The sequence below is a fragment of the Xanthomonas sp. CFBP 8443 genome (assembly GCF_025666195.1).
Taxonomy (GTDB): domain Bacteria; phylum Pseudomonadota; class Gammaproteobacteria; order Xanthomonadales; family Xanthomonadaceae; genus Xanthomonas_A.
Genome location: NZ_CP102592.1, coordinates 2,828,578 through 2,845,077, shown reverse-complemented (window position 1 = coordinate 2,845,077; position 16,500 = coordinate 2,828,578). Strand labels below are relative to the sequence as shown.

Sequence of the window (16,500 nt, the reverse complement as noted above, 5' to 3'; positions counted from 1 at the left end):
TCGCAAGCCGGGCTTCTGGCCCTTAGCTAACTTCCAACGAAATCAAACCCTTATCTCGCCCCCCGAGTGTAACAGAATAAACTGCCCGATGACTTCCTCCCCGATCCCCCCCAAGCCGCGCGATGTCGCGACCAGCGCGGTGCGCATTCTCAAGGTTCCGGAAGACAGGGCTGGACAGCGCGTAGACAATTTCCTGCTCGGCCAGCTCAAGGGCGCGCCGCGCAGCCTGATCTACAAGCTGATGCGCAGCGGCCAGGTCCGGGTCAACGGCGGCCGCACCAAGGCCGAGCGCAAGCTGGAGGCGGGCGACGAGGTGCGCATCCCGCCGGTGAAGCTGCACGAGGAGGGCGAGAAGACCGCCCCGCCGGACGCGTTCATGGCCCGGCTGGAGGCGGCGATCGTCTATGAGGACGCGCGGCTGCTGGCGCTGAACAAGCCGTCCGGGGTCGCCAGCCATGGCGGCAGCGGGATCAGCTTCGGCGCCATCGAGACCCTGCGCGCCCTGCGCCCGAACCAGACCCTGGAGCTGGTGCACCGGCTCGACCGCGACACCTCCGGGCTGCTGATCGTGGCCAAGAAGCGCTCGGCGCTGACCGAGATGCAGGCGCTGATGCGCGAGGACGACCGGGTCGAGGGCCGCGGCATCAGCAAGCGCTACCTGACCCTGCTGGTCGGGCGCATGCCCGACGGGGTGATGAGCGTGGACGCGCCGCTGCACATCGGCCTGCGCCAGGGCGGCGAGCGCCATGTACAGGTGAATGTGGCAGGCAAGGCATCGCTGAGCCACTTCCGGGTGCTGGAGCGGCGCGGCGGGCATTCCTATTGCGAGGTGCGGATCGAGACCGGCCGCACTCACCAGATCCGCGTGCATGCCCAGCACCTGGGGCATCCGGTCGCCGGCGACGACAAGTACGGCGATGAGGCGGTCAACAAGCGCCTGCGCGAGCAGATCGGGCTCAAGCGCCTGTTCCTGCATGCCGCCTCGCTGGAATTCACCCTCGACGGCGGCAAGACCCCGTACCTGCTGAATGCGCCGCTAGCCGACGAACTGGCCGAGGCGCTGAACCGCCTCGGCGGCTGAACGAGCGCGGCCGGGCAGCGGCGCCGCGCGCCGCCCGGCCGACGCCTTCTATCCGTTGTGCTTGTCGTGGTCGTGCGCGTGGTGCGGCTCGGGGTGCGCTGGCGCCGGCCGCGGGGCAGGGCGCGGCGCGGCCGCGTGCATCGGCTGCGGCCGCGGCGGCGCGATCCGGGCCATGCGTTGCTCCTGCATCGGCGGCCGCTGCTGTTGTTCTTGTCGCGGCATGGGCTGAACACGCTCAGGGAACTCCCGCATCGGCGCCTGCCGGTGCGCGGGCGCCGGCTGCGGGGCATTGGAGGCGGCGAACGCGTGCGGCGCCGGCCGTGGCGGTTCGGGCTGGGCGAAGCGGGCCTGCGGCGCGCGCGGATCCTCCCGGTGCGGCGCGGGCATGGACATCGCGTGCTGCGGCGTTGCATGCGCCATCTGCATGTTCCCCATCGGCATCGGCGCGTTGGTGTGCGCTGCCTGCGGCATGTCGCGCCGTCGCGCTGCTGCGGCGTTGGCCATCGGCATGGCGTGGCGGGGATCGGCCGCGGACATCGGCATCGGCGCGTGCGGCGCTTGCGCCAATGGCGGCTGCGCATGCGCATCGCGCGCGAGGCCGGCTGCGTTGGGGCCGCCCAGCCCGGGCTGCGGCGGCCGCTGCGCGGCGGTTGTCACCACCGGTCGGCCCGGCTGCAGCATCCGCTCATTGAAATGCGGCGTGGACAGCTGCGCATAGTCGAGCGTGTGGCTTGGCGCCGCCGCCGGCGCGACCTGCGGCGCGGCGCCGCGCGGGTTCTGCGCCAGACGCGGCGCCAGTGCGGCGGCGGCCGCCGCAGGCATGGCCGCTAGCGCCGCCCGCTGCGGGAAACTGCGGTTGTCGTTGTGCACGAAGCTGCGCGCATCGATCCGGTTGTTGGTGATGGTGTTGTTGATGATGGTGGTGCGCGGCGCGTAGACATGGTTCTGGTAGACCACGTAGTGCGGTGCCGAGGGCGGGGCGTTCCAGTTCATGCCCCAGCTGTTCCAGCCCCAGCGATGCCAGGTCGGTTCCGGCTCCAGCCAGGCCATCGGACCATGGTGGCGATGCTCGAGCGCGTCGCCGACCAGCACGCCGACGCCGAAGGAAACGATGCCGGCGGTCGCCAGATCGCCTTCGCTGTAGTAACGCGGGCGGTAGCGATACTCGCGGTAGACGTCGACCGGCGCGCCGTAGACCACGTCCGGATCGTAGCGCGGGACGTAGACGACATCCGGTTGCGCCGGTTCGACGACGATGGTCTGGCGCGGCGGCGGGATCCGCGCATCGGCATAGGCCGGTTCCACCAGCGTGCGTTGCACCACCTGCACCCGTTGCTGTGGCGTGCTGCGCAGGTGGCCCTGCGCCTGCGCGCGTCCGCGCATGACCTGGATCGCGTCGAGGACCTCGTTGGGGTCGTGCGCATAGGCATCGCCGAGCGCACGGGTCCAGTCGCCGTTGCCGGCCAACTGCTCGATCACATCGGGGAACGCGATCAGCGCCTTGACGCTGGGATCCCAGGGCTGTGCCGCGGCGGCCTGCAGACGGTCGGCCGCCGCCAGGCCACTGTTGCTGCGCAACCAGCCCTGTGCGTCGGCGACCTGGTCCGGGTAGACCGAAGCGGCCAGGGTCTGCGCGAGCAGCTTGTCGGGAAACAGCGCGATCGGCGCCACCAGCTTGTACAGCTGGTCGGCGCTGGGCGGCACGTAGGGTGCGGGCGCGGTGGCCGCGGCCACAGATGTGGCGGGTGCGGGCGTTGGTGTCGGTTGCTGCTGGCATGCACCCAGCGCCAGCACGCTCATGGCGGTGGCCAGCGCCAACGCCGACCTCGTTGATGGCAGGGAGCGGAGATCCATGCGGCACCTCTTCGACGTGGCATTGCTGAAGACGCGCGCAGCATGCTCCGGGTTGCATGTCTGCCAGCTTTCTTCGCCGCATCGCCACGACGCCGCGCTGGCATCCGTTCAGCCAGTGCGCGACAGCCGGCTCAGGGCGTGGTGGACAGGCGGAACAGCACCAGGCTCAGCGCCAGCGTGGCCATGCCGGCGACCAGGCCGTACACGGTCTCGTGGCCCTTGGCGTAGCGCTTGGCCGCGGGCAGCAGTTCGTCCAGGGCCAGGAACACCATCACCCCGGCGATGACCCCGAACACCGCGCCGAAGATCGCTTCGGACAGGAACCGCGACAGCACCGCATAGCCGATGATCGCGCCGATCGGCTCGGCCAGGCCGGACAACAGGCTGGCGGCGAACGCATAGGACTTGCGCCCGGTGGCGTAGTGCACCGGCACCGCGATGGCGATGCCTTCGGGGATGTTGTGCACGGCGATCGCGAACGCCAGCGGCATGCCCACGGTGGGATTTTCCAGGGTGGCGAAGAACGTCGCCAGGCCCTCCGGGAAGTTGTGCGCGGTGATCGCCACCGCGGTCAGCAGGCCGACGCGCTTGATGTAGGCGCGGTTGTCGTCGCGGAACAGCGGATCCTTGGCGTTGAGGCTTTCGTGCGGGTTGGGTACCAGCCGGTCGATCACCACGATCAGCGCCATGCCGGCCAGGAACGCCAGCGTGGCGTAGGCGTAACCCAGGTTCGGATCGAACGCCTTGGTGAACGAGGTGATCGACTTGCCGAGGATTTCGGTCAGCGACACGTACACCATTGCGCCGCCGGCGAAGGCCAGGCCGAACGCGAGCAGGCGCGGGTTGGGACCCTTGGTGAACAGCACCAGCACGCTGCCCAGGGCGGTGGCCAGGCCGGCGGCCAGGGTGACCGCCAAGGCGATCCAGACGTTGTGCGACGAAATTTCCAGCATGCGCCAGGCGGCTCCTGTGTCGGGACAGCGATGAAAGCGGGCGCGAGGCTGGCGGAGTGTGAAGGCGACGCACCGCCGCGGCCGACGGTGCGTTCGGGGGCGGCCGGCGGGCCCGGCTCAGCCGGCGCCGTGCGCCTGCGCGTCGAGCGCGAAGCAGCGGTCCGGGCGCGGTTGCGGCACGGTGAAGTTGACCGGCACCTGGATCGTCCACGGTACCGCCTGGCCATTGCGGGTGGCGGGCTTGAACACCCATTCGCGCACGCGCTGCTGCGCCGAGGCGTCGAGCTTGGGCTGGCCGCTGCTGCTGACCAACTGCACGTCGGTCGGCTTGCCTTCCACGCCGACCACCACTTTCAGCACCGCCTTGCCGCCGAGCCCGGCGCAGGCCAGTTCGATCGGATAGTCCGGCGGCGGGGTCTGCACCGCGGCGACCTCGGTCGGCGGCGCCGCCACGGCCTGGGTCTGCGACTGTTCGGATTTGCCGCAGCCGCCCAGCAGCACGGCGGCAGCGAGGCCGGCGAGCGCCGGCAAGCGGGTGCAACGAGGGGACACGATGGGCATGGCGTTCATTCCGGAAGGGCCGACGCCTTGGCGGCGCAGATGAAGTCGTTTTCGCTGAGGCCGCCGACGTCGTGGGTGGAATAGCGCACCACCACGCGGTCGTAATGCACGCCCAGGTCGGGGTGGTGGTCCTCGCGGTGCGCGATCCAGGCCAGCGCGTTCACGAACGCCAGCGTGCGGTAGTAGTCGGGGAAGCGGAATGTGCGGCTGATCGCCATGCCGTTCTCGACCAGTTCCCAGCCGGGTACCTGCGGCAGCAGTTCGGCCAGGCGCGCCTGGGTGAGCTTGTATTCGCTGCCCTTGCAGGGTGCGCAATGGGCCTGTGCGAGCGGGATCAGGTCGTTCATGTTCGGAGCCTCCGCGGCGGGGCGGCTGAACGCGCCGCCGATGGGGAAAGTTTGCGATGAGCCGATCGCGTGGAAGCGCTAGAATAACCGCATGATCCAGATCTCCGACAACGCGCAGACCCATTTCCGCAAACTGCTCGAACGCGAGGCCGTGCCCGGCATGGGCGTGCGCCTGAGCGCGGTCGACCCCGGCACCGCACGCGCCGACGCGCGGCTGGAGTTCGCCGAGCCGGCGGACCTGGCCGGCGACGAATGGGCGATCGATTGCGCCGGCTTCACCCTGTACGTCGCCGCCGACAGCGTCGGCTGGCTGGACGGTGCCGAGATCGACTACGTCACCCAGGGCACCGGCCAGCAACTGACGATCAAGGCACCGAAGATCAAGGGTGAGGCGCCGGGCGAGGCCGCGTCGCTAGTCGAGCGGGTGCGCTGGGTGGTCGAGAACGAGGTCAATCCGCAGTTGGCCCAGCATGGCGGCCGGGTGGCGGTGCAGGAAGTGTCGGCCGAGGGCGTGGTGCTGCTGCGCTTCGGCGGCGGCTGCCACGGTTGCGGCATGGCCGACGTGACCCTGAAGCAGGGCATCGAGAAGACGCTGATGGGGCGCGTGCCGGGCATCACCGCCGTGCGCGACGCCACCGACCACGACAGTGGCAGCGCGCCGTACATCCCGCGCGACACCGCGGCCTGATTCCTCCGCGACGCCGGTGACGCGCGCCACCGACATCCTCGACGCGCTGTTGGCGCGCTCGCCACGCAAGCTGTTGCGCGATCGCCGGACCGGCCTGCCGTACGGCTGGGCGCACTGGATCGCCTCGCAGCCGGTCAAGCCGCGCCCGTTCGTCTCCTCCGAGCTGATCGCGGCGCTGCCGGCGCCGGCGCTAGCGCCGACCGCGCGCCTGCCGGCACTGAGCGCATGGCAGGCATTCCGTCGCCTGTGGTGGCAGGACTGGGATCCGGCACCTTACGACCAGCGCTGGTGGCGGCGGATCGCGGCGCTGGTCAGCCTGGCGTTGCATCTGTTGTTCGCGCTGTTTCTGCTGTGGGTGGCGTTCGTGCGCCTGCTGCCGCCGCGTCCGGACGCGGGCGAGGCCGGGCGCGTGCAGGTGGAATTCGTCGGCCGCGGCACGCCGGCCGAGACCGGCGGCGGCGCGGCCGCGCAGGACGCCGCGGCCGCACAGCAGGCCGCCGCGGCGGCAGCGCGCCAGGCCGCGGCGACCGCCGCAGCGCAGACCGCCGCCGCGGCGCGTGCCGCGTCCGCCACGCCGGCGAGCGCGGCACAGGCGGTGGCCAGCCCGCCGCCGCCGCCGCCGGAGCAGCCGCTGCAGGTCACCGAGACCGCGCAGCCGCGCAGCGATTTCGTGCTGCCGCCGCCCAGCGTGCGCGAACCGGCGCTGACCCCGCGCGAGATCGCGCCGCCGAGCGTGCAGGTGACCGAGCGCCAGATCGACGTGGTCACCGAGGTCCCGATCGTGGCGCAGATCCGTCCGCGCGAGGTCGCGGTGCCGCGCCCGCCGGCGCCGCAATTGCAGGTGCGCGAGCGCGAAGTGCCGGCGCCGCTGCCGCAGGTCCAGGTGCAGGTGCCCCAGATCCGTCCGCGCGAACCCGCGCCGACGCTGCGCACGGCCGAGGCGCCGCAGGTGCGGCAGATCGAACTGCCGACGCCGGCCACGGCGGCGGCGCCGGTCGTGGCGCCGCCCGTGCAGCCATCCGACGCGACCGCAAGCGCGCCGGCGAACGCCGCGGCTGCGGCGCAGTCTGCGGCTCAGTCCAGCACCGCCGCACAAGGCAAGGCGGAGACCCAGGCGCCAGCCGGCACCGGCGCCGCGCCGCCCGGCAGCCGGGCGGCCGCGCCGGGCAGCGGTCCGGCCGCGGTCGCGCACGACGGCGGTTGGGCGACGCCGCAGCGCGGCGACGACTGGGGCGCATCGGCGCGCAACCGCGCCGGCGATGCCGGCGCCGGCCAGCGCAATGGCCTGTTCAATGGCGATGGCAGCGTGCGCGTGCCTGGCGGCGAAGGGCAGGGCAAGGCGCCGCCGCGCGGTGCGCCCGGCACCGAGACCGACAGCTGGTCGCGCGACCAGATCGCCAAGGCCGGTGAGTGGCTCAAGCGCCCGCCGTACGACTACAAGCCGACCTCGTTCGACAAGTACTGGCTGCCGAACGCGACGCTGCTGGAAGAGTGGGTGCGACGCGGCGTCAAGACCGTCAACATCCCGATTCCCGGCACCACCAGCAGCATTTCCTGCGTGGTTTCGATCCTGCAGCTGGGCGGCGGCTGCGGCATCACCGATCCGAACCTCAACGACCAGCCCGCCAGCGCACGCCCGCCGCCGGACGTGCCGTTCAAGCCGGGCCTGCAGGAAGACAACGGCAGCGTGAAGTAGGCGCCGAGCGCGTGCGCATTGCGCTGCTGCGGCATCCAGGCAGCCATGATTGCGGCATGGATGCGACAGCGATCCGCCGCATGCAGACGCCTGCATCCTGTAGGAGCGGCTTCAGCCGCGACAGAATCTATCGGTAACGCGTGTCGCGGCCGAAGCCGCTCCTACAGAAGAGCGGCTCGCCGCCGACATGCGGGCGATCACGCCCGATTCGGAAAGCGCGTGCACCCTCAGTCGATCTCGGCCGGCGCCATGAAGCCCGGCACCCGAAGCCGGCGCCGCCGCGTTTGCCGCGCGGACTGGCGGCAGGAAGCGGCGCCAGCGCTCGCGGTTACTTCAGGCCGTGCATGTCGCGCAGCTGGGTGGCGCGCGAACCGAAGTACGCCGCCAGATCGGCGACGTCCTGGTCGCTGAGCGGCGTCGCCTGCGGGGTCATCAGCGGATGCTGGCGATCGCCGGCGCGGTAGGCCTGTAGCGCATGGGCGATGTAGTCGCCGTACTGGCCGCCGAGCTTGGGGTAGGTCGGGTCGATCGGCGCGTTGCCGTCGGCACCGTGGCAGTCGATGCAGCTCTGCCCGGTGGCCTTGCCCTTGGCGTTGGCCAGCTTCTCGCCGGCGGCGACACGCCCGGTGGGCAGGCCGGCGGACGAGCCGGAGCCGTGCTCGCCACTGGCATGGCCGGCGTCGCCGGCGGACTGGCTGGTGGATTCAACCTGCGATTGCGAACATGCCCCCAACCACAGGGCAGCAAGCAGGACGATGGCGGGACGCAGTGCGTGCTCGGCTTTCGGCATGGGAAGGCTACTTGAGGGTGGTCAGGAAAGCGGCGATGTCGGCGATATCCTGGTCGGAGAAGCTTTCCGCCTGGGCCTGCATGGTCGGGTGCTTGCGCTTGCCGAGCCGGTATTCGGTCAGCGCCTGGGTCAGGTACTGCGCCGATTGGCCGCCGATCTTGGGAATGCGGTAGCTCGGATAGGCATTCTTGTAGCCGGTGACGCCGTGGCAGCCCTGACAGGTATAGGTCAGCAGCTTGCCGTTGGCGGCATTGCCGGCGGCGGGAGCAGCGGAGGCTGCCGGAGCCGGAGCGGTGGCTGGAGCGGGAGCGGCGGGCGCCGGCACGGTCTGCGCCGCTGCCGGGGTGATCCCGAGAGAAGCGAGTACGGCCAGAGCAAAACAAGCGGCTAGCGGCTGCGTGCGCATGGTTTCGTGGTCCGGAGGACGGGACTGGGGGTTCCGGCGTGGGGGAACACGGAACGACCCGAGTATAGCCTGGCCTTTCGCGGCTCCGAAACAGTCCCCTGTCTCCGCACATGGCACGGAGGGCGGGCACCATGACCTTTGGCTCATTCACCTTGGCGTCATCAGGTGATCTACTTACCTACAACACCATTCACGCCATCCACCAGGGACACGACGATGACGCGATATTCCACGCGCCGACGCACCGCCAGCTGCGCCGCCGCGCTGTTGATCACCTCCACGCTGCTGCTCGGCGGCTGCAAGCCGGCCGCCGGCGATGCCCAGGCCAAGCAGAAAGAGGCCGAGAAGGCGCCGGACGCGGTCCCGGTCGAGGTGGCCAATGTGACCCGCCGCGCGGTGGCGGCCAGCTACAGCGGCACCGCCGCGCTGGAGGCGCGCGCCGAATCGCAGGTGGTGGCCAAGACCTCCGGGGTGGCGCTGGCGGTGCTGGCCGAGGAGGGCCAGCAGGTCCGCGCCGGCCAGCCGCTGGTACGGCTGGACCCCGACCGCGCGCGATTGGCGGTGGCGCAGAGCGAGGCGCAGCTGCGCAAGCTGGAGAACAACTACCGGCGCTCGCAGCAGCTGGTCGGCCAGCAGCTGGTCAGCGCCGCCGATGTCGACCAGATCAAGTACGACCTGGCCAACGTGCGCGCGCAGCACCAGCTGGCGTCGCTGGAACTGTCCTACGCCACGGTGGTCGCGCCGATTTCCGGGGTGATCGCGTCGCGCTCGATCAAGACCGGCAACTTCGTGCAGATCAACACCCCGATCTTCCGCATCGTCGACGACTCGCGCCTGGAGGCCACGCTCAACGTGCCCGAGCGCGAGCTGGCCACGCTCAAGGCCGGGCAGCCGGTGACCCTGCTGGCCGATGCGCTGCCGGGCAAGCAGTACCTGGGCAGGGTCGACCGCATCGCGCCGGTGGTGGATTCGGGCAGCGGCACGTTCCGCGTGGTGTGCGCGTTCGAAGAGGGCGCAGAGGCGTTGCAGCCGGGCATGTTCGGGCGCATCCGCATCGACTACGACCAGCGCGCCGATGCGCTGGTGGTGCCGCGCCTGGCGCTGCTCGACGACGGCGAGCCGGCGGTGTTCAAGGTCGCTGCCGGCAAGGTGGCGCGGGTGCCGGTGACGCTGGGCTATTCCGAAGGTCCGTGGGTGGAGATCCGCGCCGGGCTGCAGCCCGGCGACCAAGTGGTCACCGCCGGCAAGGTGGCGCTGCGCGACGGTAGCCGCGTGCAGGTGATCGCGCCGCAGCGCGAGGCCGCCGGCACCGGCGGCGGTGCCGCGGTCGGAGCGCACTGATGACCAGCGCCGGTTCCGATCACGGCAGCGATCCGCACGAACACACGCCACCCGGCGTGCACGGCGGCGGGCTGGTCGAATTCGCCACGCGCCGCCGCGTCACCATCGCCATGGCCACGGTGACGCTGCTGCTGTTCGGCGTGATCGCGTTGAACAGCCTCAAGGTCAATCTGCTGCCCGACCTGAGCTATCCGACCCTGACCGTGCGCACCGAGTACACCGGTGCGGCGCCGTCGGAGATCGAGACGCTGGTGACCGAGCCGGTCGAGGAAGCGGTCGGCGTGGTCAAGAACCTGCGCAAGCTCAAGTCGGTGTCGCGCACCGGACAGAGCGACGTGGTGCTGGAGTTCGCCTGGGGCACCAACATGGACCAGGCCAGCCTGGAGGTGCGCGACAAGATGGAGGCGCTGGAGCTGCCGCTGGAAGCCAAGGCGCCGGTGCTGCTGCGCTTCAATCCGTCCACCGAACCGATCATGCGCCTGGTGCTGGCGAGCAAGGCGACGCCGGCCAGCGACGCCGACGCGGTGCGCGCGCTGACCCAGCTGCGCCGCTATGCCGACGAGGACCTGAAGAAGAAGCTGGAGCCGGTGGCAGGGGTGGCCGCGGTCAAGGTCGGCGGCGGCCTGGAGGACGAGATCCAGGTCGACATCGACCAGCAGCGCCTGGCGCAGCTGAGCCTGCCGATCGATAACGTCATCACCCGGCTCAAGGAAGAGAACATCAACATCTCCGGCGGGCGCCTGGAACAGGGCTCGCAGCGCTACCTGGTGCGCACCGTCAACCAGTTCGCCGACCTCGAGGAGATCCGCAACCTGCTGCTGACCACCCAGGGCGCCGGCAGCAACGCCGCCGACGCGGCGATGCAGCAGATGTACGCGATTGCCGCCTCCACCGGTTCGGAAGCGGCGCTGGCCGCCGCCTCGGCGGCGCAGAGCGCCTCGTCCAGTTCCACCACCACCATCGCCGGCGGCATGCCGGTGCGGTTGAAGGACGTGGCCGAGGTGCGGCAGGGCTACAAGGAGCGCGAGGCGATCATCCGCCTGGGCGGCAAGGAAGCGGTGGAGCTGGCGATCTACAAGGAAGGCGACGCCAACACCGTGTCCACCGCGGCATCGCTGCGCAAGCGCCTGGAGCAGCTGAAGACGCAGATCCCGCCCGACGTGGAGCTGACCACGCTGGAGGACCAGTCGCGCTTCATCGAGCACGCCATCGGCGACGTCAAGAAGGACGCGGTGATCGGCGGCCTGCTGGCGATCCTGATCATCTTCCTGTTCCTGCGCGATGGCTGGAGCACGTTCGTGATCAGCCTGTCGCTGCCGGTGTCGATTGTGGCCACGTTCTTCTTCATGGGCCAGCTCGGCTTGAGCTTGAACGTGATGTCGCTGGGCGGGCTGGCGCTGGCCACCGGCCTGGTGGTGGACGACTCGATCGTGGTGCTGGAAAGCATCGCCAAGGCGCGCGAGCGCGGCCTGAGCATCCTCGATGCGGCGATCGCCGGCACCCGCGAGGTGAGCATGGCGGTGGTCGCCTCGACCCTGACCACGATCGCGGTGTTCCTGCCGCTGGTGTTCGTCGAGGGCGTGGCCGGGCAGCTGTTCCGCGACCAGGCCTTGACCGTGGCGATCGCCATCGCGATCTCGCTGGTGGTGTCGATGACCCTGATCCCGATGCTGAGCTCGCTGAAGGGGCGCCCGCCGCTGGCGTTCCCGGCCGAGCCGGAGCAGCCGCAATGGCAGCCGCAGCGCGGCTGGCTCAAGCCGGTGGCGATGGGTCGGCGCGGCGCCGCGGCGGCGGTGCGCGGCAGTTTCTTCGGCGCGGCGTGGCTGGTGGTGCGGCTGTGGCGCGGCGGCGTGGCGGTGGTCGCGCCGGTGATGCGCAAGGCCAGCGACTTGGCGATGGCACCGTATGCGCGCGCCGAACGCGGCTATCTGCGGTTGCTGCCGGGCGCGCTGGTGCGGCCGTGGCTGGTGCTGGGCCTGGCCGCGCTGGCGTTCGCGGCGACGCTGGCGGTGGTGCCGATGCTCGGCGCCGACCTGATCCCGCAACTGGCGCAGGACCGCTTCGAGATGACGGTGAAGCTGCCGGCCGGCACGCCGTTGCGGCAGACCGATGCGCTGGTGCGCGAACTGCAGGAAAAACACGGCAAGGACGCCGGCGTGCAGGCGCTGTACGGGGTCAGCGGCAGCGGCACCCGGCTCGACGCCAGCCCCACCGAGAGCGGCGAGAACATCGGCAAGCTGACCATCGCCATGGCCGGCGGCGGCAGCGAGCAGTTCGAGGCGCAGCAGAGCGACCGGATGCGCGCGACGATGCGCAACCACCCGGGCGTGCAGGTCGGTTTCAGCCGCCCGGAGCTGTTCAGTTTCTCCACGCCGCTGGAAATCGAGCTGCGCGGGCAGGACCTGGAGACGATCCAGCACGCCGGGCAGAAGCTGACCGCGATGCTGCGCGGCAACGGCCACTACGCCGACGTCAAGTCGACGGTGGAAGAGGGCTTCCCGGAAATCCAGATCCGCTTCGATCAGGAGCGCGCCGGCGCGCTGGGCCTGACCACGCGGCAGATCGCCGATGTGGTGGTGAAGAAGGTGCGCGGCGACGTCGCCACCCGCTACAGCTTCCGCGACCGCAAGATCGACGTGCTGGTGCGCGCGCAGCAGAGCGACCGCGCCAGCGTCGACAGCATCCGCCGGCTGATCGTCAATCCGGGCAGCAGCCGGCCGGTGACGCTGGACGCGGTCGCCGACGTGGTCGCCACCACCGGTCCCAGCGAGATCCACCGCGCCGACCAGATCCGCGTGGCGATCGTGTCGGCCAACCTGCGCGACATCGACCTGGGCGGCGCGGTGCGCGAGGTGCAGGACATGGTCGCGCGCGAGCCGCTTGGCGCCGGCGTCGGCATGCACATCGGCGGCCAGGGCGAGGAGCTGGCGCAGTCGGCCAAGTCGCTGCTGTTCGCGTTCGGCCTGGCGATCTTCCTGGTGTACCTGGTGATGGCCTCGCAGTTCGAATCGCTGCTGCACCCGTTCGTGATCCTGTTCACCATCCCGCTGGCGATGGTCGGCGCGGTGCTGGCGCTGCTGCTGAGCGGCAAGCCGGTGTCGGTGGTGGTGTTCATCGGCCTGATCCTGCTGGTCGGGCTGGTGACCAAGAACGCGATCATCCTGATCGACAAGGTCAACCAGCTGCGCGAGGAGGGCGTGGCCAAGCGTGAGGCGCTGATCGAAGGCGCGCGCTCGCGGCTGCGGCCGATCATCATGACCACGCTGTGCACGCTGTTCGGCTTCCTGCCGCTGGCGGTGGCGGCGGGCGAGGGCGCCGAGGTGCGCGCGCCGATGGCGATCACCGTGATCGGCGGCCTGCTGGTGTCCACGCTGCTGACCCTGGTGGTGATCCCGGTGGTCTACGACCGCCTGGACCGCCGCGCCGACGGCTACTACGCCGAGCGCGGCCAGCGCGCGCGCAAGCGCCTGCAGGGCCTCGCCGGCAGCGCCGGCACCGACGCGGGCGAACCGGCATGAGCGTCGCCGAGTTCAGCATCCGCCGTCCGATCACCACCATCATGTGCTTCGTGTCGTTGGTGGTGGTCGGCCTGATCGCCGCGTTCCGGCTGCCGCTGGAGGCGCTGCCGGACATCTCCGCGCCGTTCCTGTTCGTGCAGTTGCCGTACAGCGGCTCGACCCCGGACGAGGTCGAGCGCAACCTGGTGCGGCCGACCGAGGAAGCGCTGGCGACGATGACCGGGATCAAGCGCATGCGCTCGACCGCCACCGCCGACGGCGCCAACATCTTCATCGAGTTCTCCGACTGGGACCGCGACATCGCCATCGCCGCGTCCGACGCGCGCGAGCGCATCGACGCGATCCGCGCCGACCTGCCCACCGACCTGCAGCGCTACCACGTGTTCAAGTGGTCCAGCAGCGACGAACCGGTGCTGAAAGTGCGCCTGGCCGGCGCGGCCGACCTGACCGGTGCCTACGACATGCTCGACCGCGAGTTCAAGCGGCGCCTGGAACGCATCCCCGGCGTGGCCAAGGTGGAGGTGTCCGGCGCGCCGCCGAACGAGGTCGAGATCGCGATCGCGCCGGACCGGCTCGGCGCGCACAACCTCAGCCTCAACGACCTCAGCGAGCGCCTGGGCAAGCTCAATTTCTCGCTGTCGGCCGGGCAGATCGACGACCACGGCCAGCGCCTGCGGGTGCAGCCGGTCGGCGAACTGCGCGACCTGCAGGAACTGCGCGACCTGGTCATCGACAACAAGGGCCTGCGCCTGGGCGACATCGCCGACATCCGGCTCAAGCCGACCCGGATGAACTACGGCCGGCGCCTGGACGGGCGCCCGGCGGTGGGCCTGGACGTGTACAAGGAGCGCAGCGCCAACCTGGTCGAGGTGTCGCGCGCGGTGCTGGCCGAGGTCGAACAGATCCGCACCCAGCCGGCGCTCAGCGACGTGCAGGTCAAGGTCATCGACAACCAGGGCAAGGCGGTGACCTCATCGCTGACGGAGCTGGCCGAGGCCGGCGCGGTCGGCCTGCTGTTGTCGGTGACGGTGCTGTTCTTCTTCCTGCGCCACTGGCCGTCGACGCTGATGGTGACGCTGGCGATCCCGATCTGCTTCACCATCACCCTGGGCTTCATGTATTTCGCCGGGGTGACCCTCAACATCCTGACCATGATGGGCCTGCTGCTGGCGGTGGGCATGCTGGTGGACAACGCGGTGGTGGTGGTGGAGAGCATCTACCAGGAACGCGAGCGCATGCCCGAGCAGCCGCAGCTGGCCTCGATCATCGGCACCCGCAACGTCGCCATCGCGCTGTCGGCCGGCACCCTGTGCCACTGCATCGTGTTCGTGCCGAACCTGTTCGGCGAGACCAACAACATCAGCATCTTCATGGCGCAGATCGCGATCACCATCTCGGTGTCGCTGCTGGCCTCGTGGCTGGTGGCGGTGAGCCTGATCCCGATGCTGTCCGCGCGCATGCGCACGCCGGCGCTGGTGCGCTCCGAGCGCGGCTTGATCCCGCGCCTGCAGCGCCGCTACGCGCGCGTGCTCAGCTGGTCGCTGGCCCATCGCGGCTGGAGCGTCGCCGCGATCGCGCTGATCACCGCGCTCAGCGTGATCCCGATGATGCAGACCAAGAAGGACATGTTCGGCGGCGATGGCGGCGAGCAGATCTTCATCAGCTACGCGTGGAAGGGCTCGTACACGCGCGAGCAGCTGTCCGAGGAAGTGGCCAAGCTGGAACGCTTCATCGACGCGCGCCGCCAGCGCTACCACGTCACACAGGTGTATTCGTGGTTCAGCGAGATCGAGGGCAGCAGCACCACGCTGACCGTGGACCTGAAGCAGGTGCGCGACCTGCCGGCGTTGATCGAACAGATCCGCAAGGAACTGCCGCGCTCGGCGTTGACCGACTACAGCGTCGGCAGCAACGGCAACGGGCAGGGCGGCGGCAGCGGCGCGCAGAGCGTGCAGGTGCAACTGGTCGGCGATTCCACCCAGGCGCTGCGCGCGATCGCCGACGACGTGGTACCGCTGCTGGCGCGGCGCAAGGAACTGCGCGACGTGCGCGTGGACACCGGCGACCGCACCACCGAACTGGCGGTGCGGGTGGACCGCGAACGCGCTGCGGCGTTCGGCTTCAATGCCGAGCAGGTCGCCAGCTTCGTCGGCCTGGCGTTGCGCGGCGCCTCGCTGCGCGAGTTCCGCCGTGGCGACAACGAGGTGCCGGTGTGGGTCCGCTTCGCCGGCGCCGAGGAGACCACACCCGAGGACCTGGACAGCTTCAACGTGCGCACCCAGGACGGGCGCAGCGTGCCACTGCTGAGCCTGGTCGACGTGCAGACGCGGCCGGCGGCGACCCAGATCGGGCGCACCAACCGCCAGACCACGCTGACCATCACCGCCAATCTCGGGCTCAAGGTCACCCCGCCGGAGGCCAAGCAGGCGATGGAGGAGACGCTGAAGGGCGTCAGCTTCCCGGCCGGCTACCACTACAGCTTCGACGGCGCCGACGGCCAGGACGACGACCAGGCCGGGCAGCAGATGATGTTCAACCTGCTGATCGCGCTGCTGATGATCTACGTGGTGATGGCGGCGGTGTTCGAATCGCTGCTGTTCCCGGCGGCGATCATGAGCGGGGTGCTGTTCTCGATCTTCGGCGTGTTCTGGCTGTTCTGGCTCACCGGCACCAACTTCGGGATCATGGCCTTCATCGGCATCCTGGTGCTGATGGGCGTGGTGGTGAACAACGGCATCGTGATGATCGAGCACATCAACAACCTGCGCCGGCGCGGCCTCGGCCGCACCGAGGCGCTGGTGGAAGGCTCGCGCGAGCGGCTGCGGCCGATCATGATGACGATGGGCACCGCGATCCTGGCGATGGTGCCGATCTCGCTGACCACCACGCAGATGTTCGGCGACGGCCCGGCCTACTACCCGATGGCGCGCGCGATCGCCGGCGGCCTGGCCTTCTCGACCGTGGTCAGTCTGCTGTTCCTGCCGACCATCTACGCGATCCTGGACGACCTCAGCGGTGGCGTGACGCAGTTGGTGCGCCGCGCGCGCGGCGGCCGCGGCGTGGCGGCGCCGTCGGTGTCCTGACCAGGGGAGCGGGCCACGCGCCGGAATGGCCGGCGCGCTTGGCGCCTGCTGCGTCGCGCGGAACGACTTGTGGGAGGGGCTTCAGCCCCGACGCCTTATCGATCACGCGTCGGGGCTGAAGCCCCTCCCACAATGTTCAACGACATGGCGGCCATGCGATGAGGCGGGGCGCATGGCCCTGC

General features: G+C 70.3%; 12 protein-coding genes. 6 read left to right on the top strand and 6 right to left on the bottom strand.

Translation table 11 applies throughout. The annotated features are described in order from the left end of the window. Positions 1-88 precede the first annotated feature (88 nt). Positions 89-1,081, top strand: a complete 993-nt coding sequence (locus NUG20_RS11835) for an RluA family pseudouridine synthase (protein ID WP_263394683.1) — start codon at positions 89-91, stop codon at positions 1,079-1,081. Positions 1,082-1,129: 48 nt separating this feature from the next. Here NUG20_RS11835 and NUG20_RS11830 read toward each other — a convergent pair whose 3' ends face one another. From NUG20_RS11830 to NUG20_RS11815, 4 genes are all read right to left on the bottom strand, one after another. Continuing rightward, positions 1,130-2,935 (bottom strand): DUF3300 domain-containing protein, encoded by a 1,806-nt coding sequence (locus NUG20_RS11830; protein WP_317852717.1) that lies wholly within the window; start codon positions 2,933-2,935, stop codon positions 1,130-1,132. A gap of 131 nt (positions 2,936-3,066) precedes the next feature. Further along, a complete protein-coding gene (zupT, locus tag NUG20_RS11825; protein ID WP_263394682.1) occupies positions 3,067-3,888 on the bottom strand; it encodes a zinc transporter ZupT in 822 nt (273 codons plus the stop codon). Positions 3,889-4,005: 117 nt separating this feature from the next. Further along, positions 4,006-4,449: an energy transducer TonB gene (locus NUG20_RS11820; RefSeq protein WP_263394681.1), complete on the bottom strand. Its 444-nt coding sequence runs from the start codon at positions 4,447-4,449 to the stop codon at positions 4,006-4,008. A gap of 5 nt (positions 4,450-4,454) precedes the next feature. Continuing rightward, the gene (locus tag NUG20_RS11815) at positions 4,455-4,796 is read right to left on the bottom strand and encodes a 4a-hydroxytetrahydrobiopterin dehydratase (protein WP_003474735.1); all 342 of its coding nucleotides are present in this window, start codon (positions 4,794-4,796) and stop codon (positions 4,455-4,457) included. A gap of 91 nt (positions 4,797-4,887) precedes the next feature. Between NUG20_RS11815 and NUG20_RS11810 the strand changes: the two genes are divergently transcribed. Both NUG20_RS11810 and NUG20_RS11805 read left to right on the top strand, forming a co-directional pair. Continuing rightward, a complete protein-coding gene (locus NUG20_RS11810) occupies positions 4,888-5,484 on the top strand; it encodes an NfuA family Fe-S biogenesis protein (RefSeq protein ID WP_263113380.1) in 597 nt (198 codons plus the stop codon). A gap of 16 nt (positions 5,485-5,500) precedes the next feature. Beyond that, positions 5,501-7,180, top strand: coding sequence for a hypothetical protein (locus NUG20_RS11805; RefSeq protein WP_263394680.1), 1,680 nt, complete (start codon positions 5,501-5,503; stop codon positions 7,178-7,180). Between the two features lie 328 nt (positions 7,181-7,508). Here NUG20_RS11805 and NUG20_RS11800 read toward each other — a convergent pair whose 3' ends face one another. Both NUG20_RS11800 and NUG20_RS11795 read right to left on the bottom strand, forming a co-directional pair. Further along, entirely contained in the window at positions 7,509-7,970 is a 462-nt protein-coding gene (locus NUG20_RS11800; protein WP_263394679.1) for a c-type cytochrome, read from the bottom strand. 7 nt (positions 7,971-7,977) lie between these two features. Beyond that, the gene (locus tag NUG20_RS11795) at positions 7,978-8,376 is read right to left on the bottom strand and encodes a c-type cytochrome (protein ID WP_263394678.1); all 399 of its coding nucleotides are present in this window, start codon (positions 8,374-8,376) and stop codon (positions 7,978-7,980) included. Positions 8,377-8,592: 216 nt separating this feature from the next. Here NUG20_RS11795 and NUG20_RS11790 point away from each other — a divergent pair, with 216 nt between their 5' ends. The 3 genes from NUG20_RS11790 to NUG20_RS11780 are packed head-to-tail and all read left to right on the top strand — an operon-like array spanning position 8,593 to position 16,318. Continuing rightward, positions 8,593-9,717 carry an efflux RND transporter periplasmic adaptor subunit gene (locus tag NUG20_RS11790; protein ID WP_263394677.1) on the top strand — a complete coding sequence of 375 codons (1,125 nt, stop codon included), beginning with the start codon at positions 8,593-8,595 and terminating at the stop codon, positions 9,715-9,717. Beyond that, positions 9,717-13,235 (top strand): efflux RND transporter permease subunit, encoded by a 3,519-nt coding sequence (locus NUG20_RS11785; RefSeq protein ID WP_263394676.1) that lies wholly within the window; start codon positions 9,717-9,719, stop codon positions 13,233-13,235. Before NUG20_RS11790 ends, NUG20_RS11785 begins: the two co-directional genes overlap by 1 nt. Beyond that, a complete protein-coding gene (locus NUG20_RS11780) occupies positions 13,232-16,318 on the top strand; it encodes an efflux RND transporter permease subunit (protein ID WP_263394675.1) in 3,087 nt (1,028 codons plus the stop codon). Before NUG20_RS11785 ends, NUG20_RS11780 begins: the two co-directional genes overlap by 4 nt. The last annotated feature ends 182 nt before the right edge of the window (positions 16,319-16,500 follow it).